Genomic DNA, 21332 nt, shown 5'->3' with positions numbered 1-21332 from the left:
CAAAGTTCCGGCGTCTTCCGGCCAACCTATTTGATAAAGGTCAAAAAGCGAAAACGGCTATTTTTTGCTGCGGATGCGGCTGAGGGTTTCCTGCGAGATACCCAGGTAGGAAGCGATGTGGCCAAGGCTGACCCGCTGAAAGATAGACGGCTGGTCTTCCAGAAGGGACTCATACCGCTCTTTGGCGGTCTGAAATTGCAGGGCAGTGATGCGGTCTTTCATTTCCAGCAACAGCTGATGCTGAATGAGGCTCTGCAGCTTTTCAAAAAGCGGGTATTTCCGGAGCAGGGCTTCGAAGTCGGCAAGCGTCACCGAATACAGGACCGAATCTTCGAGGGTTTCAAGGCTGTAGCGGCTGGGCTGGTTGTCGAGAAAGCTATCGGCAACGGTCACAAACGCGCCTTCGGTATTGAACCGGTAGGTAGTTTCTTTCCCGGACATGCTGAAGTAGTACTCGCGGATGAGTCCTTCCTCGATGAAAAAAAGCTTACGACAGTATTGCCCGGGGCTGACGAGCACCTGATGCGCCGGTGTTTCTTCCCGGGTAATCACACGGAGGAGATCTTCGAGCATGTCCGGCGTCAGCGGGATGTGACGCCGGATGAAGTCCGTCAGGTTCATGAATCAGCCGATATAGTACTGAAGCGCTTCGGTCATTTCCTTCTTCGTCACCGGTATATCGAATACACAGGTACCGATGCCTTTGAGAAGAGAAAAGCGAATCTCCTTTCCCCGGTTTTTCTTATCCTGTGCGGTAAGTGCCACAATTGCCTCGAAATCTTCGGGGCGGATATCGGCTTTTCCGTAGGTCGTAAAGAGAAATTCTTCGAGCTGAAGCAGCTCCTCTTCCGTGAGCCAGCCGCGTTTGAAGCTCAGCCAGGCTTCGGTGATCATACCGGCAGCGATAGCCTCTCCATGCAGGAGGCGCTTTTTCGGATCTTCGAGGAAGTGCGTTTCAATGGCATGACCGAGGGTATGTCCGAAGTTGAGGATCTTCCGGAGGCCTTTTTCGGTCGGATCGCTTTCGGTGATTTTTTCCTTGATCGCGACAGAATGGGAGATGAGGTCTTCCCAGTTCTGTTCTTCCCATTCTTTATTCCGGATTTCTTCCCATTTGGAGGCGTCGGCGATGAGGCAATGCTTGATCACTTCGGCAAAGCCGGAGCGGAGTTCGCGGAAGGGAAGGGTAGCGAGGAAGCCGGCGTCGATCAGGACCGCATCCGGAATGCGGAAAACGCCGATGTGGTTTTTCAGTCCTTCGAAATCGATGCCGAGCTTTCCGCCGACGCTGGCGTCGACCTGCGAGAGCAGCGTCGTCGGGAGTTGCACGAAATCGATACCTCTTTTGTACGTCGCGGCGCAGAATCCGCCCATGTCTCCGATGACGCCCCCGCCCAGGTTGAGGAGCAGGCCGTGCCGGTCGAACCCGGCATCGGTGAGCGCTTTCCAGATTTCACCGGCAGTACCGAGGTGCTTTTGCGTCTCGCCCGACCGGATCTGGATGAGCCGGTGTTTGGGGAGGAGGTTTTTCACCCGGGGATAGCAGTGCTTTTTGGTCTGTTCGTCGACCAGAACGGCGATCTGCGAGTAGTTGCGGGAGGCGAGGAAGGCCGGAAGACTTTCGGAAATCGGAGCGATGCGTACCATAATGGACAAAGGTAGGGGTTCATCGGGAAAAGCCTCCTTTCTCCGATGACTGCAAACGATGATTCGTGCTGACAGAATAGCTCAAAATAGGACAAATCAAATAGAAAACAGCAGCAGCTCCGGTGTGTTTCCCAAATACTATTTCGCATAATTGCGGATTTGTGAAATCCTGTTTTGCTGGATTGTGCAGGTAAATAGCCCTGGTAGCGGGTATTTTGTATCGTATGCCTTTTCCGGTCTGCCGGAATTTAGTAGAAATTAATCTTCATAAGTGGCGAAAATCATTTGTTTCAAAGCCGCAAATGGCTAATTATGCAAGCTGTTTACTGGTTTTGCCCCGGTAAATATTCTGAGTTGCATGTAATTGCCATCTTGTAGGCTTTTACAAAGATCGGGACAGTTTCGGGCGAAATCCGGCATTTAGTAATTTTTTCACTCCTTATCCATTTAAAGGGAAACTTATGCTTCACACACTTTTACGGGCATTTCGTCTGGTGTTATTGGTGGGAGCGGTCGTTTCGGGTTCCGTGTCCTGGGCGCAGGACAGGGTAGTCACCGGTAAGGTGACGGACGAAACCGGCTCCCCACTGCCCGGCGTTTCAGTTTTGGTCAAAGGTACCAGCCGGGGTGTCTCGGCAGGGGCCGACGGCGGTTACCGGATTCAGGCGGGCTCCGGTCAGACCCTGGTGTTTTCGATGGTGGGTATGACGACGAAAGAAGTAGCCGTCGCTGCCCAGACGGTGATAGACGTAGTATTGGCCAGCACCGATTCCCAGCTGAATGAAGTAGTCGTAACGGCTCTCGGTATCAAGCAGGAAAAGCGGGCACTGGGGTACTCTGTCGGCGAAATCAAAGGCGGAGACCTCGTCAATGCCCAGCGCGACAACTACCTGGTTTCGTTGCAGGGACGGGTGGCCGGTCTGAACGTGACGACGACCTCCGGTATGCCGGGCTCCTCAACCAGCATTCAGCTCCGCGGTGCGGCGTCTATCGGCGGGAATAACCAGCCGTTGTTTGTTGTCGACGGTCTTCCGATCGATAACCGGACTACCTCCGGTGGCGTGCTGTACTCCAATCGTGCGAACCGGGATATTGATTACCTGAACAAAGCATCGAATATCAACTTCAATGATATTGAGTCCATGACGATTCTGAAAGGACCGGAGGCGGCGGCGTTGTATGGGATTGATGCGGCAGCTGGTGCAATTGTAATCACTACCAAATCAGGAAAGTCAGGCAGGACACAGATCGATTACAGTAATAACTTTCGTTTCTCAGAGGTCTACCGTTTCCCGGAAGTGCAGCAGGTATATGGCCGGGGAACAGCAGGTTATACTGATCCGAATGCGCTTTCGTTTTTCGGCCCGAAATATGCCGAAGGCTCGAAGATGTATGACAACATTGGTAACTTCTTCCGCACGGGCTTCACGCAGACACATAACCTGTCGTTTTCCGGCGGAACCGAACGCGCAACCTACAACCTCTCGACGCAATATGTCGGAAGCGAAGGAATAGTACCGACGACTTCCCTGAAGAACTTTAATGTTAAGCTGACCTCGCGGATTAAACTATCTGATAAGATGTCACTTCAGCCTTCACTTACCTACATCAACGTGGATAACGTGAAGGTGATGAAAAACAACAGCGGCTTTGTAATAGCATTATTGAGCTGGCCCGGTAATGATGACGCGAGTAACTACCTCAATGCCGACGGAAGCCGCCGCATTCTTTTGAGTGCTATTCGTCAGGGCGAACCGGACAATCCTTATTTCAGCATATACAAAAATCACCTGGAAGATATTACAAACCAGACGCGTGCGAATATTCAATGGGAATATACGCCGTTGGACTGGCTCAAATTCAACGCGCGCTTTGGCGGGGACATTTATTCCACCCGCAGCAATATTTTCCTGCATCCGGAATCCTGGCAGGCAGGTAATGGCGCGGGAGTTACGGGCGGATTTTCCTCCGGAGGTTCTGTGGAAGACGCGGCTGAAAACAGCCGCCTTCTGAATGGAAACTTCCTGGCTACGATGAACAAAAAATTCGGTAAACTGAATACGACGCTGATTCTCGGTACCGCCATCGATGATCGTGATTACCGGACAAATGTCATGTATGGCCAGAAACTATATGACGCCAACTTCAACTCGGTCAACAATACGGACCCGGCTACACAGCGTGACAAATATTCGGTATCGAAACAGCGCACCCAGGGCATATTTGGAAGCCTGTCTCTCAACTATGAAGATTGGCTGTACCTGACGCTGACAGGTCGGAACGACTGGTCATCAACGCTCCCGAAAAAGAACTGGAGTTTCTTCTACCCGTCGGCAGCACTGTCCTACGTTTTCACGGATATGCCTGGTATCAAGGGAAATACGGGTATTCTGAATGCGGGTAAAATTCGCTTGGCATATGGTCAGACCGGTAACCCGCCACCCCCGTATTTCGTGTATCCCCGTTTGGTTCAGCAAACGACTTATGGAGGAGGGTACGGATATGATTTTTATGGAGGAAATACGGACCTCCAGGCCGAGCGCGGGGAGAGTTTTGAATTAGGCACCGAGTTGAAATTTTTCGATGATCGATTGGGAATCGATGCCGCTTATTATCAGAAGTCGCTCTCTCAGCAGATTGTGCAGCAACGGCTCAGCTATGCAACCGGTTTTATTTTTGGCTTGCTCAATGGAGGATCCTTCCAAAACAAGGGTGTTGAGATTCAACTAACCGGTATGCCGGTAAAGACAAAGGATTTTCGCTGGAATGTTACCCTGAATTTCACCAAATTGAAGACGGTCGTATCCAGCTTGCCGGCACAGGTTCCGGAGTATTATAACTCTGATACCTGGCTATACGGGCAGGCTCGTGCCAGTGCTTTTGTAAATAACCTGCCGTCCTTCTTTGATGCTTCCAATCCGGCTTACCGTGGGTTTAACTGGAATTATTACCAGCGGGGTATGGGGTCGGCCACGGCTATCGGTGGGTATTCTTATCAACGAAACAAAAACGGGGATATCCTGATCAACCCGGCCACGGGTCTGCCGATTCAAAACCCGAACTTCCTGCCTATCGGCGACCGCAACCCGGACTTCACGATTGGTTTGCAGAACTCATTTACGTACAGGAACCTGACGCTGTCGTTCCTGCTGGACATCCGCAAGGGTGGAGACGTGTTCAACGGTACCGAGATGTACCTGTGGCGCACCGGCCTGAGCAAGAAGACCCTCAATCGTGAAACGCCGGTCGTTTTCAAGGGTGTACTGCGCGATGGACGGGAAGATTCCGACAGCCCGACCAGAAATACCATTCAGGTCAACCCGACCCTGCGTTCGGCGGACTATTTCAACGCTATTCCAGAGTCCGAATTTGTTGAGAAGGATATCAACTGGGTTCGCCTGCGTGACGTTACGCTGCGTTATCAGGTTCCTTCTTCCGTGCTTACGCGTTCGAAGCTGGTCAAGTCAGCAAGCATTTTTGTCAATGGTACTGACCTTTTCCTGCTGACCAATTACACAGGTGCCGATCCGAATGTTAACGGCACGACAGCTGCCTCCGGCGGCGTGGGTGGCGGCGGTTTCGACTTTGGAACGGTATCAATGCCGAGAGGTTTTGCTTTTGGTATTTCACTCGGATTCTGACCTTGATAAACTAGCTTTTACGCTCTGGAAGATCACAACATTATGAAACGAATTCAACATGCATTGCTGATTGCGCTCGCTGGAATCGGGCTCAGTAGTTGCGAAAAATACCTTGACATTAACCGGGATCCGTCTACGCCTCAGATCGCGGAAGGATACACGCTTCTGCCTCCGATCATTGAGCAGATGGCGCTCGGAGAGCAATATGATTCCCGGTTTATCGGAAAATACATTCAGAACTGGGGGCACGTCGCAGCCAACGATAACTGGGACCGGCATGGATATGATCCCGGATCGGATAATGCCGGCCTGATCTGGCGTGTCAATTACTGGAACCTCGGTCCGAATATCCAGCTGATGATTGACGACGCCACGGCTAAGCAGAAGTGGGAATACCTGGGTGTTGCCCACGCGACGTTCGCCTGGAGTTGGCTCACCACCACCGACTATCACGGTGAAATTGTCCTGAAGCAAGCTTTTGAGCCGGGAAGGTATGTCTTTGATTATGATTCCCAGGAAGACGTTTATGCGCATGTCAATGATCTGTGTGCCAAAGCACTGGAGGCATTCGGACGTACCGATGGTATTCAGGGCGCCAATATCCTCAACAAGAATGGCGCAGATCTGGCTTACAAGGGGGATAAGTCGAAATGGGTGAAGTTTGTTTATGCAGTGATGGCCCGGGCGCAGCTTCACCTCAGTAACAAAGCGTCCTTTAATCCGGACAAAGTGATCGAATACTGTGACAAGTCGTTTGCCTCCAATGCGGACAACTTTAACGTTCCTTCTGCATCAACCGGAAACAATACAACGCTGAATTTTCTCGGGCCTACGCGAAGTAATTACGGGCTGTACTTGCAGACGGACTGGCTGGTGAAATTGCTTGACGGAACCATTATGGGTGCCAAAGATCCGCGGCTCAATATTCTTGCCTCAGCCTCTGCCGACGGAATTTTTCGGGGCGTTACGCCGACACAGGGAGATCCCAACAACGTCAAAGGCAACAAACAGCGTATTCCGACGCTTTGGGGAGTAGTATCCGACAGCGTCGTGACGGGAGATCCCAACGCAGGAAAGTACATCTTCAAGGATGGTGCTGATTTCCCGCTTATTACCTATTCAGAAGTACAGTTCATGAAAGCCGAAGCTGCGTTCAAAAAGGGCGACAAGGCAATGGCATACGACGCATACAAAAAGGGCATCCAGGCGGCGATGGATTTTGCCAAGGTACCTGCCGCTGCCGCTACCACATACCTCGCAGGCAAAGCCGTTCCCCAGACTGCGACCGATCTCAAAATCAGCGACATTATGATTCAAAAGTACCTGGCTCTTTACGGTCATGGTGTGATTGAAACCTGGGTGGATATGCGTCGGTACAAGTACAGCGCGGACGTGTATCCGGGCTTTACACCGCCTGCTGTGGATAAGCTTTTCCCGGACAACAACGGGAAACTGGCCTACCGGGTCCGCCCGCGGTACAACTCCGAATACGTCTGGAACCGGACGTCGATGGATAAAGTCGGCGGGAATAACCTTGACTATCACACGTATCCGACCTGGATCATTAATCCTTAATTCCGTATGAACACATTCGTAAAAAGCATCCTGACCGCTGCGACAATGCTGGTCGTGGCCGCCTGCGGAAGCGAGCATGATCCGCTGACGAGCCTGGCTCCTCAATCGGGTGCGCGGATCAAATTTTACCACGCCGCCCCGGATGCGGCCGGCGTTAACCTGTACGTCAACGACAAACTGTTTTCCGGCGTCAATACTGTCCCGGCAAATCCGCAACCCCTGCCGACGCCCGTTACCTACTTCACCTCGTATCCGGTACTTGACTACGCCGTGGTCGGCGCCGGCGCGGCGAAGTTCAGCGTGAAACTGGCAGCGACCGCTTCGGCGGCGGAAAGCGCGCTGCTCTCCGGAGATGCCACGGTCGAAGACGGTAAATACTATTCCGTTTTCACGATCGGAACGACCGGCGGGTACGAACTCCTGACCGTAGCCGATAACCTGCCGGGTACTGATAAGTCGAAAGCCTATGTACGGGTGGTCAACCTGGTGAAAGACAGCCCCGCGGGCGGGTATGAACTCCTCGTCAACGGAAAGTCGGTCACGACGGCCGCCGCCTACAAATCGGCATCTGCCTTTGTAGCGGTGGATCCGGTAGCCTATGGCGCGACGGCTCAGACGGTTGTGGCGAAAAACGGTGCAGCGTCCCTGACGGCCACCGGCGGCATTCAGCCCTATGCCGGCCGCTACTATACCGTTGTAGTCCGGGGTGTATTCGGAAATACAAAGACCCCTCCGACAGCGACCCTTTCGGTTAATCTTTAGAAAACAGGTATAAAAAAAGACCTCAGAAGCTGTTTGCTTCTGAGGTCTTTTTTTATACCTGTTTTCAGTTTTCAGTTTTCAGTTTTCAGTTTTCAGTTTGCGGTTTTCAGTTTACGGTTGGGGGGCGCCCAACTGAAAACTGAAAACCGTAAACTGAAAACTGTTTAAAGGATCGTCGCCCCCAGCCGCGCATACGGCTGAATAGCCGGGTCGTCGGAAGGTAATTCGGTGATGAGGGTATCCAGTTCGCCGATTTCGCAGAGCTTCATGCGGTGGGAGGTGCCCAGTTTTTCGGAGATACTGAGAACGGCAACCTTGTCGGCTGCCTTCATCATCGCTTTTTTGATCTGGACGACTTCGATATCGGTTTCGGTGATGCCTGCCGCGGTGTCGATGCCGGTGGTACCCATGAGGAGCAGGTCTACCCGGATCTCGCTCAGGCGGTGGATGACTTCGCCGCCGAGGCATATCTGGGTTTCGGCCGTGACGCGCCCGCCGATGAGAAATACCTCAATGTTGGGATGCCCGATGAGCTCGATGGCGATGTTAGGGCTAATGGTGAAGACCGTGAGCCGGAGGTTTTCCGGAAACAGCCGGACCAGCGCGCTGACGGTGGTGCCGCCGCCCATGAGGACATACATGCCGTCGTGAAGCAGCCCCATCGCTTTCCGGGCGATGATTTCCTTTTCGTCCGGAGCATAAATTTCACTCCGTACCGTGGTGTGTCCGTAGGATTTGGACAACGCTCCTCCGTGGACCTTGACCAGCTTGCCCAGGTCGGCGAGCTCGTTGAGGTCCCGTCGGATGGTGTCTTCGGAGACTTTGAGCTGCTGACTCAGGTCGGAGGAGAGTACCCGGTTATGGATATTCAGCTGGTGCAGGATGAGCGACTGACGTTCTGGTTTAAGCATTGCAGGGAATATAAAAAACAGAGCGAGGATTAGCGGTTTATTTCATGTTTATGCGGAAAATTAATGGTTTCACACTAAAAATCTTGCAAAAACCTGAAAAAACTGCAACTAATTCCCGAATTGTTTACGTAACTTTCAAGGACGAAATATTGATTCGTTCGATTTTAAGCGGTAAATATGCAAATAGACGCGTTTGTGCAAGTTGTGTCGCAGATTTGCGCATTTATGCTGTTTTGAGTCGGTTTGTTCACTTATCCTAATCAACTTCCATGCTGCACCTGCTACTTACTTCCTGCCGATGCAAGTTACTGATCCTTTGCTTACTGCCGATGATGGCGTATAGCCAGGATCGTATTCTTACCGGTCGGGTCTCTGACACCAAGGGACAACCGCTGCCCGGCGTAACCATTCAGGTCAAAGGTACGCCACGAGGTACCAACACCAATGCTTCCGGTGAATACCGTTTGTCAGTGTCCCCCGGAGTTACACTGATTTTCAGTATGATCGGCACGCAAACCCAGGAAATAGAACTGGGTTCTCAGACCGAACTGAACGTTACCCTTGAAAACGCCGTCACTTCGCTCGACGAAGTAGTGGTGACCGGTTCTACGCTGACATCCAGTCGCCGGACCCTCGGGAACTCCATTGCCTCCATCAAGTCTGAAAACCTCACCAAAACCGGTACCAACAACCTGTTCGGAGCGTTGCAGGGGAAGGTGGCCGGCGCCCAGATTACCCAAAACTCCGGGGATCCTTCCGGCGGTATTTCCATTCGCCTCCGCGGTGTGAAGTCCCTCCAGGGTAACTCCGATCCGCTGTATGTCATTGACGGGGTGGTCGTTTCCAACTCGTCTGACAACGTTTCCCAGATCGCTTCCGCGACGCAGGCGGGAACCGCCGCCACGCAGGGCCAGAACCGGATGGCGGACATCAACCCGAATGATATCGAGACGATCAACGTCATCAACGGCGCTGCTGCCGCTGCCATTTACGGGTCGCGTGCCAGCAACGGGGTCGTGCTCATTACCACCAAACGCGGCAAGTCAGGCAAGCCCCGGGTTACGTTCTCGACCAGCTTCAATGTCAACGAACTACGCAAGAAAGTCTTTATCTCGACGTATGGCAAGCAGTTCGGGACGGCTGACCTCCGTTTACACACCATCGGCGCGGCACCTGCTTCGGCTCCGGCGTCGGATGTTGTCTCGATTGTCCGCGATGGAACGGCTACCAATTTATACAAAAACCTGGTCGACGTGAAACGCTATGATTATCAGGACGATATCTTTCACACCGGATACGGAACCGATAATTACCTGTCTATTTCAGGCGGAACGGAGAAAACTCAGTACTTCGCTTCGCTGTCATACCTGAAAAACGAAGGAATTATCCGCGGAACGGATTTCAAGCGGTACGGCCTGCGCCTGCGCCTGGAACAACGCCTGACGGACTGGGCGAAGGTATCCCTCGGGTTGTCGTATACCAACAGCTTTTCGCATGAAATGCCGAACGGAAACGTCTTTTACAGCCCGATCAACTCGGTCAATATCACCAATAACATTTATGATATCTCCCAGCGCGATGCCGCCGGTAACCTGAAAGCGGTAGAGCCGACGCGTATCAACCCGCTGACGGTAATCGAGACGTTCAAGTTTACCCAGGCGGTCAACCGGACCGTCAATAATTTCCAGCTGAACCTTACGCCGCTGAAAGGCCTGAGCGTCGACTGGATCGTCGGGGTGGATGCATACTCGCAACTCGGGAAGAACTTCATGCCGCCTTATCCGTATGCCACGGAAGCTGGTCTGCCGGCTGAGCGGTATCCGAAAGGCTTCGCGGCGACCGCCAACAACCTGGTATTCCTGATCAACAACGATGTCAACGCGACCTATTCACGGGATTTGACAGACTGGTTGTCGCTCAATGCTACCGTTGGTTTTAACTACCAGTACCAGCAGAAAGACCAGTCGGTGTCGACGGGACAAAATCTCTCTCCGTTTATCGAAACCGTCAGCGGTGCCAGTACCACCATCACGGCAGGGTATGACCTGAACCGGTTTGCGATCAGCGGACAGTTTGCCCAGGCGACGTTCGGTTATAAAAACCAGTTGTTTCTGACGGGAGCGATCCGCCGGGACGGTTCGACCATCTTCTCGCCCAGCGAAACCAACCAGCTCTACCCGAAAGTGAGCGGGAGCTGGGTCGTATCCGATGCGGGATTCTGGAAACAGGCATCACTTGACAACGTATTCAGCAGCCTGAAGCTCCGCGCCAGTTACGGAGATGCCGGCGGATTGAGCGCCCTCGGGACCTACGACCGCTTCTGGCAGTTCGCTCCGACACTCTTCCTCGGCGCCAATACGCTGGTACCGAATGCCCGTCTGGCCAACTCCCGGGTACGCCCCGAGCGCATGCGGGAACTGGAGTTTGGTGGCGACCTGTCGTTCTGGAGTGACCGGATTAGCCTCGGCCTGACGTTCTACAAGCAGAAAATCAAAGACCTGGTCGTCAACCGGGATCTCGCACCGTCACAGGGCGGAACGAGTATCATCGATAACGTCGGAGAAATGGAGAACAAAGGGGTGGAAGTGACGCTGGGTATTCAACCGGTCAAAACCAAAGATTTCGAATGGGACGTGAACTTTGTATACAGCCGCAACCGGAACAAAGTAACCGCGTTGGGTAGTCCGACGGTATCCATCAGCAACGTGGCCGGCGCGCCGGTATTCCTGGCGCAGGGCTATGCCGCTCCGATATTCTATGGCTTCTACTATGCCCGTAACCCGGATGGCTCCCTGCTGCTGACGCCCCAGGGCCTGCCCCAGCGGGAGCGCGGCACCGCACCTGCGGCGGGCCAGCTCACCGGTACGCCGCAACGCGGGGCCGACGGCCAGCCGACGGGTACGTTCCTCAACAAAATCATTGGCAATCCGAACCCGAAATGGACAGGCTCTTTCTCTACCAGTCTGACCTACAAGCAGTTCGGGCTGCGGGTATTGCTCGATGCCGTTCAGGGATTCCAGATCTTCAATGCAGATAAGCGCACGCGCAACAACGTTGGTATCGGCGACCTTGCCGAGGCGGAAATGAAAGGTACTGCTCCGCGCGGAACGGTCTTCTCGCTCGTGAACATCGAGGAGTACCGCGTCGACGACGGCTCCTACACCAAGCTCCGGGAAGTAGCACTGAGCTACAGTTTCCCGAAACTGTTCAAGGGACTCGAACGGATGCAGTTGTCTCTCATCGGGCGGAACCTGCACGTCTGGACCAAATATCCGGGCTATGATCCGGAAACGAATGCAGGGGGTAACAGCGACCTGCTCCGCGGTGTCGACTTCGGCAACGTACCCATTCCGCGTAGCTACCAGGTAAGTCTGACGGCCAATTTCTAATCCCAAACGAGATCTTCATGAAACGCATATATCTCACCGCTCTTTGCCTCGGCCTGTTGCTGACAGCCTGCGATCAGGCGGAATACCTCAACCCCAGCGCCGCTTCCGAGACTCAGGTAGTGTCGGATGTCAACGGGCTCATTACGCTGGCAAACGGGCTGCAATCACGCTATACCACGCTCCGGACGGGCGTGGTGTATAACTCCATCGCCGCTTCCGGATTATCGACCAAAGAACTCCGTAACCTCAATGCCGGGAATACCGACGAGGAACTGCTGATGCAGGGCGGCGCCAACGTCGACGCCAATAATGCCGTCGTCCGGAATATGTGGTCGCAGGCGTTGCTCACCAATTCCAACGCCGACCTCATCCTCAAAAACCTGGATAAGGCGACGGACCCCGGTACAAAGGCAGGGCTACAGGCCTATGCAGCGATTTTCAAGGCCCTGTCCCTCGGAACGCTGTCTCAGTTTTTCGAACAGATTCCGCTGGTGACGCAGGCAAACGCGCCTTTCAGCCCCCGCACAGATGCGCTCAAACAGGCCGTAACGTTGCTCGAGCAGGCCAAAACGGCACTCGCGGCCAATACCCCGGGTACGCCGTTTACAGGGAAGATTGTTCCGGGAATCGACCTGCCGTCGACGGTCAACGCCCTCATCGCGCGGTACAGCCTGTTTCTGGGCGATTATGACAAGGCCCTTTCGGCAGCTGCCGCGGCGAGCCTGACGACGAAGTCGGAATTCCGGTTTGACGACAATGCCCAGAATCCGATCTACTTCATCTCCTTTTCGAGTATCAACGTTTTCCAGGTAGATGTGACGTTCGGTCTGCCGGCCTCCCTCCAACCGGATCTGGTTAACGACAAGCGGATTGCGTTTTACCTGCAAAACACAACGCCTATTCCGCCCAATAACAATGCCTACCGTGGCAAAGGGTTCTTCACTGCCAATACGACCGCGATCCCGGTATACCTTCCCGGTGAAATGCTGTTGATCCGGGCGGAAGCGCTGGCGCGGAAAGACCAGCTGGCCGATGCCGTAACCGAGCTGAACAAGGTACTGACGAAGAAGCCGGCCGCCGATCCGTTCGGCGTCGGTGCTGACCTGCCCGCGTACGCAGGCGCTGTCACGAAAGAGGCCGTGCTCACGGAAATCTTCAAACAGCGGTCGATCGAGCTGCTGATGTCAGGTATGAAGCTGGAAGACAGCCGCCGGTTCGGCCGGCCGGCTCCTGCTACAACCGGCGCCGAGCGGACGCGGAACTTCTACCCGTATCCCAATATCGAGCGCCGGAACAACACCAGTACCCCCGCCGATCCCCAGATTTGAGTCGACCTTCGGACTGATGAGCCGCCCGGTATACGCCGGGCGGCTTTTTTTCGTTCCATCCGGGACGGGCTTGGCGAAGTGACCGAAATTGGCCAGTTTGCAGGGAAACTCGAAAAACGAAATGGAAGACGAACAAGAAGGACTTCCGCCCTTCGTCCGTTCCTGGAAGCAACTTTACTGGCTCGTGGCTGCTAACCTCGTTGCCCTCATTTTGCTGTTTGCCTGGTTTACCAACGCCTTTTCCTGACGCCTTATCTGCATGTCTTTACTTGATTGGCTGGTCCTCTGCCTCACGCTCGCGTCGATCATCGGCTACGGCATTTACCGGAGCCGGAGAGCCCAGAACCTGGAATCGTACCTCACCGGCGGGCACTCCATGGCCTGGTGGCAGGTATGCCTCAGCGTGATGGCCACGCAGGCTTCGGCGGTGACGTTCCTGTCCGGGCCGGGGCAGGCGTATACCGACGGCATGCGCTTCGTGCAGTTTTACTTTGGCCTGCCGCTGGCGATGATTGTGATTTCGGTGACGTTTGTTCCGATTTTCCACAAACTGAACGTCCTCACTGCCTATGAATTTCTGGAAGGCCGCTTCGATCTCAAAACCCGGACACTGACCTCATTGCTTTTCCTCGTTCCGCGGTGGCTTTCCACCGGGATCAGTATCTATGCGCCGAGTATCATCCTCTCCACTATTTTTGGCTGGGATATTGTCAGTACCAACCTGGCGATGGGCGGATTATTGCTGATTTACACGGTATTAGGCGGCTCGCGGGCCGTGAGTTATACCCATACCCAGCAGATGTTTATCGTGCTGGGCGGTATGGCGCTGGCCGGGTACCTGGTCGTCCGGCTGTTGCCCGGTGATATGGGTTTTGTTGATACCCTGCGGGTTGCCGGGAAAATGGGAAAACTGAATACCATCAACTGGGAGTTTAACCTGGCCGACCGCTACAACGTCTGGTCAGGGCTGATCGGCGGGTTCTTTCTGCAATTGAGTTATTTCGGGACGGACCAGTCGCAGGTAGGCCGGTACCTCGGCGGAGAAAGCATCGGGCAGAGCCGTCTGGGATTACTCATGAACGGGATCATCAAGATTCCGATGCAGTTTTTCATCCTGCTCGTCGGCGCGCTGGTTTTTGTCTTTTACCAATTTGAACAACCGCCGCTGCTCTTCAACCGGGCGGCGATTGAAACCGTCGAACATACCGCCGAATACCGGGAACTTCAGCAGCAGCATACCCGGCATTTCTCCGAAAAGAAGAAAGCGGTAACCGAGCTTTCCGCCGCCCTCAAAGAAGGAAACGAAGCGCGCATCGCTCCGCTTCAGGAACAGGTCAATACCCTGAACAAGGAAGACGCCGGCCTCCGCAGCCAGGCGCAGAAACTGGTCAATGCAAAAGGCGGAGACGGGAACGATACCAACTATGTTTTCCTTTCCTTCGTGGTGGAATACCTGCCGAAAGGCGTGGTAGGCCTGTTGATCGCGGTGATTTTCGTGGCGTCGATGGGCTCGATCGCAGCGGCTATCAATTCGCTGACGTCGAGTTTTGTGGTGGATATTTACCGGAGAATGTGGGTACGGGATGCGTCCGAACGCCATTACGTCAACGTCTCCCGGATCAGTACTGCCGGCTGGGGATTGCTGAGTATCTCCGTAGCGATGTATGCCAGCCGGGTAGGCAGCCTGATCGAGGCAGTAAATATTCTCGGGTCGTTGTTTTACGGAACGATTCTCGGCGTCTTCATCGTCGCTTTTTACTTCCGGAAAATCGGCGCCAACGCCACGTTCTGGGCAGCTATACTGGCCGAAGCGATCGTGGTAGTTTGCTGGTGGCTGGACCTGACGGCTTTTCTCTGGCTCAACCTCATCGGCTGTGTGGCGCTGGTAGGGATCGGCTGGCTGTTGCATTTAACCGGCATGGACAAGAAGCAGGCCTGATATGGAAAAAATATTAATTGAACTCGTGCACCGTGATGCCAGACTGGCCCGGGCTATTTCCGAAGTTTCGATCAGCGAGCCGCAATCGTCGGGCGATGTGTACTATGACCTGCTGGAATCCATCGTTTCCCAGCAGTTATCCACCAAAGTCGCGGACGTCATTTTCCGGCGTTTTCTGAAATTGTTTCCCGGAGAATACCCGCACCCGAATCAGCTGATGGCGATGGACCTGGATACGCTGCGCTCGGTAGGGCTGTCGAAAGGCAAATCCCAGTACATGCAGAACGTCGCGGATTTCTGGGTCAGGGAAGAACTCGAAACCAAAAAATGGGAGGATTTCGGGGATGACGAACTCGTTCAGTACCTCAGCCAGATCAAGGGAGTAGGGCGGTGGACGGTGGAGATGATCCTGATTTTTACCCTCCAGCGACCGGATATTTTTCCGACCGACGACCTGGGCGTGCAACAGGGCATGATGCTGCTCTACGGTCTCGAAAAAGATAAAAACCTGAAAAAGAAAATGACCGAAATCGCCGAAGCCTGGCGTCCGTACCGGAGTACCGCCAGCCGGGTTATCTGGCGATGGAAAGGTCAGCAGAAAACCGCATGAGTAAACCCTTGCTGATCGTGCTGGCCGGGCCTACCGCCGTGGGAAAGACCGAATTGTGCGTCCGCCTGGCCCGTGAACTGGATACGGAAATCGTTTCCGCCGACTCGCGGCAGTTTTACCGGGAGCTGAGCATCGGTACGGCCAAGCCGACGCCGGAAGAGCAACAGGGTATTCCCCACCATTTTGTCGATTCGCATTCCATTGCCGACTACTTCAGCGTCGGGGATTTTGAGAAAGAGGCCCTGTCGACCCTCGCCGAAATTTTCTCCCGGAAACCGGTAGCTATCCTGACGGGCGGGTCCGGTTTATTCCTGAAAGTGGTTACGGATGGGCTGGACGACATGCCCGAAGTCAACCTCGAAATCCGCGAAACCCTCATGGAGCGCTTCCGGGCCGAAGGCATGCTTCCGCTGACGGCCGAGCTGCAACGCCTTGATCCTGCGTATTTTGAACAGGTAGACCGCCACAATACCCAGCGGGTCATCCGTGCGCTGGAGGTATGCCTGTCGTCGGGCAAACCGTATTCTTCCTTCCGGAGCGGGCAGAAGGCCGAGCGGCCTTTTGATGTCGTGAAAATCGCCCTCACACGTGACCGCGAAGTACTCTACAACCGCATCAACCTGCGGGTGGAGCAGATGATCGCGGCCAGTTTGGTAGCCGAAGTACGGTCGGTAGCAGCCTACCGCGACCACTATGCCCTCCGGACGGTCGGGTATCAGGAGGTCTTTGCGTATTTCGACGGAGAGCTGACCGAAGCCGAAATGATCGCCCGCATCCAGCAAAATACCCGCCGCTATGCCAAGCGGCAGCTGACGTGGTTCCGGCACCAGGGAGGGTATGTGTGGTTTGATGCGGCAGACTTCAACGGTGTATTGGAATACGTCCGGTCGTTCAAGCCGTAGGCCGAACTACCGCTTCAGCATCTTTTTCACCTGCTCCCTCGGCAACTCCTCACTGACACCGTTTTTTCCGCTTACCGTCCGCGCCGCCCAGAGGGAATTCAATATCGCCTCTTCCGTCGCTTCAATTGCCCCCAGAAAAAGAGGAGACATAGCATCGTTGTGGACTTCTTCCAGCGTTTGCGTCGGGCCGGGCTGGTTATGCGGAATGCGTACTTTTTCATTCGTGGAAAATGCCAGAACATATTCGCCGGAACCGTTGGACGCGATACCGCCGACGCGCGCCAGCGCCGACCAGGCACGTTTGGCGAGGCGCTCCAGGTTCCGGTGGGATAAAGGAGCATCGGTAGCGACGACAATCAGGCAGGAGCCATCCGCCGGATCGTTCAGCTGATCGCTCAGAAAGTACTTGCCGAGGTTTTTGCCGACGGGTATACCTTTGATTTCCAGTACGCCGCCAAAATTGGTTTGCACCAATACGCCTACGGTATATTTGCCTGATTTCGAGGGAAGTACGCGGGAGCTGGTGCCAATGCCGCCTTTCCAGCCGAAACAGATGGTGCCGGTGCCGGCGCCGACGTTACCTTCGTCCACTTTTCCCGTTTTGGCGTCTTTCAGCGCCTGTAACACGTGCTCGGGCCGGACGTGCCGCCCGGTGATGTCGTTCAGAAAACCGTCGTTCGTTTCTCCGACGACGGCGTTGACCGACCGGACCTTTTCATTCCCGGGCTGCGCGAGGGTATATGTGATAAGCCCTTCCATACCTGCCGCGACGGAGAGGGTATTGGTCAGGACAACAGGCGTTTCCAGATTACCCAGTTCGTTGACCTGACTGATGCCCGCCATTTTCCCGAAACCATTTGCGACAAATACGGCTGCGGGTACTTTTTGCTGGAAGATATTCCCGTCGTGCGGCAGGATAGCCGTGACGCCCGTCCGTATATCGCTGCTGGAAAATAGCGTCACCTGGCCGACTTTCACCCGCGGAACATCGGTAATGGCATTGAAGGCGCCGGTTTTCAGAATACCGATGGCTTCGCCGGTATCTTCGCGAAAACGGGTCTGGGCGTGAAGCATAGCGGGCAGGAAAAGCAGGAGAAGGATTTTTTTCATCATAGAAGAAATCGTCGTCCCTGAAAATACAACCATAGCCTGCTTCCGAAAAGCTTTTCCCCCGAAATCAACCGAAAAAACGACGACTTACTATCCCGCCGATTCCGACGCGAAATACCGGAACCGGCTCACCCACGCCGCATATCCCCAGAGCGCCAGCCCGGCGATGGCGATATCCAGCCGGAACATGATAGCCACTAACCCGAAGATAAAACCCCAGAGACCGTAGGCTCCGACCTGTTCGAGGTATCGTTCCCGCACATAAAACCGGTGCAGCGCCGCCAGCCGGATACCGGTATAAAACACCACTACTTTCAGAACAAGAACAGCAGATACCCCCTCCGGCAGGTAGCGCGCCAGCAGCAGGGTTTCAGGAAGGAATAACAGCAAGCCCTCCAGTGCCAGCGTACCGAAGCGCACCGCGAACGGCCGTGGCAGGTTCCGGAGAAACAACAGATACCGATGTTCGAAGACATACTGCTCCTGCGCCAGCCCGAGGTGAGCCAGCCCGCCAATGAGCGCGCCGATGGCAAGTAGTCGCTCGTCGTAATCATCTGTCGGATACAACAGGCAAACGCCGATCAGCACCGCGCCGGAAAACAGCTTCGTCAAAACCAGCAGCAACGGCTGCTGCCGGAACAGGTGCGCAAAAAAGAAAAGCCACACCGGCAGCGGGCGGTTCCGGGCTACTTTCCGGTTCCGGGCTTCCCGTACCGGATTCCGGACGAGGTACTCATACCAGCGGGCCGGAAGTACGGTCAGCGCGACCAGGCAGCTAAGTACCAGCGCAACGGACAGCCACTGCCCGTCGGCATAGCTGCACATCCACAGCCCATAGGCCCAGAGCGGGGCGAGCAGGCCCAGCTGAACCGTCCACCAGGTGAGATACCGCTGCATAGAAGGATACAGGCGCAGGTGGTACAGAAACTGGCAGGAAGGTTCGCGGAATTGCTGCCGGACAAATGCACTGGTTTTCAGGGCATACAGCGCCCACAATGCGAAATAGTAAGGCAACGCCGCCGGCGCCGCCAGCGCATACCGGAAAAGCGCGATGTGGTCGTCGGAGCGGATAATACCAAAGCCCAGCAGCAGCAGAATCAGGAAAAAGCCGGAGTTCTGCCGGTAGAATTCGGTGACGAGTGTGCGGAAGACAGCGTTTTTCACGTCAGTTTACGGCTTGGCGGATAGTCTTGTCCTGAATGACATAGGCGGCGTCGAGGACGAGGTCTGTCAGCCTGAAATCCTGATGCGAAGAGAGCAAAAAGTGTATTCCCTTTTTGTACTCGTCGGCGATGAGTTTGCAGACGTTTGAAACCGCCCGGTCATCGATCGTAATCAACGGCTCGTCGAGCATAATCAGGCGCGGCTGACCGAGAAAACCCATGACCAGGGATGTTTTTTTCAGCATACCGGAAGAATATGTGCCGACGGGCTGCTTCCAGAAATCTCCGATCTCCAGCCGGTCGACCAGCTCCGCCACCTGCTCTTTCGGCGCTTTTTTCGCCTTCGCCACAAACGAAATCAGGTCAAAGGCAGACAGGTATGCGGGGTACAGCGGCTCTGCTTCGGCGTAGTTGACGCGCAGGCGGTAGTCGACCGGATTTTGGTTGACTTCCCACCGCTCCTCCAGGCGGATTTCGCCTTCGAAGGGCAGCATCCCGGCAACTGACCGGAAAAAGGTACTTTTCCCCGAGCCATTGATACCGCGGAGCCAGTGGACGCCGTCGCCGAAAGTGAGTTGCGGAATCTCCAGTACAAGCTGGCCGTGGTACGCTTTCCGGAAGTTTCGGATTTCTAACATGGCTGCAAAAAAAGGATTCTTCCTTCCGGAAGCCAAACCGACCAGCATTCAGCGGCCGCCGTTCGTACTTTTGCGCCATGCAGAGCAATTATTACTTCCTCCGGCAGCTGTCAGCCGAACTCGGAAAACGCCTGACCGGCATGGTATTGGCGGAGTGTTTTTCCCAGGAGAAAGACGAGCTGGTCATCGGTTTTTGCGAAGACGGAAAGCAGTGGCGGAAGCGCCGGGATGTGTATGTCCGGGCGACGATCCGACCTGATTTTGTGGCGCTTAGCTTTCCGGATGACTTCCGCCGGGCTGGAAAGAATACCGTAGATCTGTTTTCGGAGCTGGTCGACAAGCCCGTCACCGGCGTCCGCCAGTTTCTCAATGAACGGGCCTTTTCCATTGATTTTGACGAAGATCTGCACCTGGTTTTCAAGCTGTTTGGAAATCGCTCCAACCTGGTATTGGTGCAGGGAACGGAGGTGACGGACCTTTTCCACAATAAGCTGGTCACGGATGAACAGCTGGATATCCGGACCCTCGACCGCCCGCTGAATCAAAGCCGGGAGGCATTTGAGGCGGTGTCGGGCGACTGGCGCAAGCTCTTTCCGACGTTTGGCAAGGATATTTCCGCCTGGCTCGATCGCAAAGGGTACCGTACCGCGTCTCTGGATGAGCGCTGGGCACTCGTGCAGCAGGTACTGGGTTTTGTGGATAACCCGGTGTATTACATCAAGACGGTTGATTATCAGCCGGTCCTGACCCTGATACCCGATGATGCCGAAAAATCTTTCACGGACCCTGTCGAAGCGGCCAACGGGTTTTACTATGCCTATTCCCGCATCAATGTATTTGACCGGGAGAAGGGCCAGATTGTCCGGCTGTTGCAGAAGCGGAAGCAGAAAACCCAGCAGTACGTCGACGCGGTGTATGAGAAGCTGGACGAAATGGAAAAAGCCGTCAAACACGAAGAAATCGGGCATATTCTGATGGCGAACCTGCACCAGATACCGGAGCGGGCGGAGTCGGTGGAGTTATACGATTTTTACCGGGATGTTCCCCTGAAAATCAAGCTGAAACCCGATCTGTCGCCCCAGAGAAATGCGGAGAGCTACTACCGAAAGGCGAAAAACGAGAAGATCGAAGTCGAACACCTGATGGAAAACCTGACCGCCCGGGAAAAGGAGCTGACCGGGTACGACGAGCAGATCGAAAAGGTGGAGGCCCTCGAAACCCTGAAGGAATTACGCAAGTACCTCAAAACCAGCGGTCTCGATAAAATGGAGAAGCCGGATGTTTCGGCTGCTACGCTTTTCAAGCGCTATGAGTATCAGGGGTTTGAAATTTTTGTTGGAAAAAATGCGAAAAACAACGACCTCCTTACCCAGCGGTATACCCGGAAGGAAGACCTGTGGCTGCATGCCCGCGACGTGACGGGCTCCCACGTCATCATCCGCCACCAGCCGGGTAAGAAATTTCCGAACCCTGTCATTGAAAAAGCAGCCAAGCTCGCTGCCTACTATTCGAAACGTCGGAACGACAGCCTGTGTCCGGTGATCGTCACCCCGAAAAAATACGTCCGCAAAACCCGGGATTTGCTGGAAGGTCAGGTGATTGTAGACAAGGAAGAAGTTGTGCTGGTAGAGCCGGCGCCGTGAATGCCGGTTGACGGGCACCTCGTGCGTACTGACGCCGCCGTCTTTCTGCGTCACTTTGACGAGGTAGAGGCCGG

At 54.6% G+C, this 21332-nt stretch carries 16 protein-coding genes; 10 read left to right on the top strand and 6 right to left on the bottom strand.

All coding sequences use genetic code 11. The annotated features are described in order from the left end of the window. Positions 1-57 precede the first annotated feature (57 nt). On the bottom strand, positions 58-621 hold the full coding sequence (locus BLR09_RS13205) for a Crp/Fnr family transcriptional regulator (protein WP_093202757.1): 564 nt from the start codon (positions 619-621) through the stop codon (positions 58-60). Positions 622-624: 3 nt separating this feature from the next. After that, complete coding sequence (gene aroB, locus BLR09_RS13200; RefSeq protein ID WP_093202755.1) at positions 625-1647, bottom strand: 3-dehydroquinate synthase; 1023 nt, start codon at positions 1645-1647, stop codon at positions 625-627. Positions 1648-2108: 461 nt separating this feature from the next. Here aroB and BLR09_RS13195 point away from each other — a divergent pair, with 461 nt between their 5' ends. Genes BLR09_RS13195 through BLR09_RS13185 form a run of 3 tightly spaced genes read left to right on the top strand, consistent with a single transcriptional unit; the run spans position 2109 to position 7625 of the window. Then, positions 2109-5288, top strand: a complete 3180-nt coding sequence (locus tag BLR09_RS13195) for a SusC/RagA family TonB-linked outer membrane protein (RefSeq protein ID WP_093202752.1) — start codon at positions 2109-2111, stop codon at positions 5286-5288. Positions 5289-5330: 42 nt separating this feature from the next. Further along, positions 5331-6863, top strand: a complete 1533-nt coding sequence (locus tag BLR09_RS13190; protein ID WP_093202750.1) for a SusD/RagB family nutrient-binding outer membrane lipoprotein — start codon at positions 5331-5333, stop codon at positions 6861-6863. A 6-nt stretch (positions 6864-6869) separates the two neighbouring features. After that, positions 6870-7625, top strand: a complete 756-nt coding sequence (locus tag BLR09_RS13185) for a DUF4397 domain-containing protein (protein ID WP_093202747.1) — start codon at positions 6870-6872, stop codon at positions 7623-7625. Between the two features lie 164 nt (positions 7626-7789). On the opposite strand, the gene BLR09_RS13180 is transcribed toward BLR09_RS13185, so the two are convergent. Continuing rightward, positions 7790-8536 carry a DeoR/GlpR family DNA-binding transcription regulator gene (locus BLR09_RS13180; protein WP_093202744.1) on the bottom strand — a complete coding sequence of 249 codons (747 nt, stop codon included), beginning with the start codon at positions 8534-8536 and terminating at the stop codon, positions 7790-7792. Positions 8537-8805: 269 nt separating this feature from the next. On the opposite strand from BLR09_RS13180, the gene BLR09_RS13175 reads away from it, so the two are divergent. The 6 genes from BLR09_RS13175 (at position 8806) to miaA (ending at position 16704) form a co-directional block, all read left to right on the top strand. Continuing rightward, positions 8806-11925: a SusC/RagA family TonB-linked outer membrane protein gene (locus BLR09_RS13175; protein WP_093202742.1), complete on the top strand. Its 3120-nt coding sequence runs from the start codon at positions 8806-8808 to the stop codon at positions 11923-11925. Between the two features lie 17 nt (positions 11926-11942). Beyond that, on the top strand, positions 11943-13253 hold the full coding sequence (locus BLR09_RS13170; protein WP_093202739.1) for a RagB/SusD family nutrient uptake outer membrane protein: 1311 nt from the start codon (positions 11943-11945) through the stop codon (positions 13251-13253). Positions 13254-13374: 121 nt separating this feature from the next. Then, the gene (locus BLR09_RS25865; RefSeq protein ID WP_262507488.1) at positions 13375-13500 is read left to right on the top strand and encodes a hypothetical protein; all 126 of its coding nucleotides are present in this window, start codon (positions 13375-13377) and stop codon (positions 13498-13500) included. A 12-nt stretch (positions 13501-13512) separates the two neighbouring features. Further along, entirely contained in the window at positions 13513-15192 is a 1680-nt protein-coding gene (locus BLR09_RS13165; protein ID WP_093202737.1) for a sodium:solute symporter family protein, read from the top strand. A 1-nt stretch (position 15193) separates the two neighbouring features. After that, the gene (locus BLR09_RS13160) at positions 15194-15802 is read left to right on the top strand and encodes a DNA-3-methyladenine glycosylase family protein (RefSeq protein WP_093202734.1); all 609 of its coding nucleotides are present in this window, start codon (positions 15194-15196) and stop codon (positions 15800-15802) included. Further along, a complete protein-coding gene (gene miaA, locus BLR09_RS13155) occupies positions 15799-16704 on the top strand; it encodes a tRNA (adenosine(37)-N6)-dimethylallyltransferase MiaA (RefSeq protein ID WP_245689926.1) in 906 nt (301 codons plus the stop codon). Before BLR09_RS13160 ends, miaA begins: the two co-directional genes overlap by 4 nt. A gap of 6 nt (positions 16705-16710) precedes the next feature. Here the strand turns inward: miaA and BLR09_RS13150 are convergent, their stop codons facing one another. The 3 genes from BLR09_RS13150 to BLR09_RS13140 form a co-directional block, all read right to left on the bottom strand. Further along, complete coding sequence (locus BLR09_RS13150; RefSeq protein ID WP_093202948.1) at positions 16711-17814, bottom strand: DmpA family aminopeptidase; 1104 nt, start codon at positions 17812-17814, stop codon at positions 16711-16713. A gap of 90 nt (positions 17815-17904) precedes the next feature. Continuing rightward, positions 17905-18978 (bottom strand): hypothetical protein, encoded by a 1074-nt coding sequence (locus BLR09_RS13145; RefSeq protein WP_093202729.1) that lies wholly within the window; start codon positions 18976-18978, stop codon positions 17905-17907. Position 18979: 1 nt separating this feature from the next. After that, positions 18980-19615 (bottom strand): ABC transporter ATP-binding protein, encoded by a 636-nt coding sequence (locus BLR09_RS13140; protein WP_093202726.1) that lies wholly within the window; start codon positions 19613-19615, stop codon positions 18980-18982. A gap of 77 nt (positions 19616-19692) precedes the next feature. Here BLR09_RS13140 and BLR09_RS13135 point away from each other — a divergent pair, with 77 nt between their 5' ends. Further along, a complete protein-coding gene (locus tag BLR09_RS13135) occupies positions 19693-21258 on the top strand; it encodes an NFACT RNA binding domain-containing protein (protein WP_093202724.1) in 1566 nt (521 codons plus the stop codon). Positions 21259-21332 lie beyond the last annotated feature (74 nt).

Source organism: Siphonobacter aquaeclarae (genome assembly GCF_900103285.1).
Lineage (GTDB): Bacteria > Bacteroidota > Bacteroidia > Cytophagales > Spirosomataceae > Siphonobacter > Siphonobacter aquaeclarae.
Note: the sequence above shows the minus strand (reverse complement) of the source record. Positions and strands in the feature narration are given on the sequence as shown.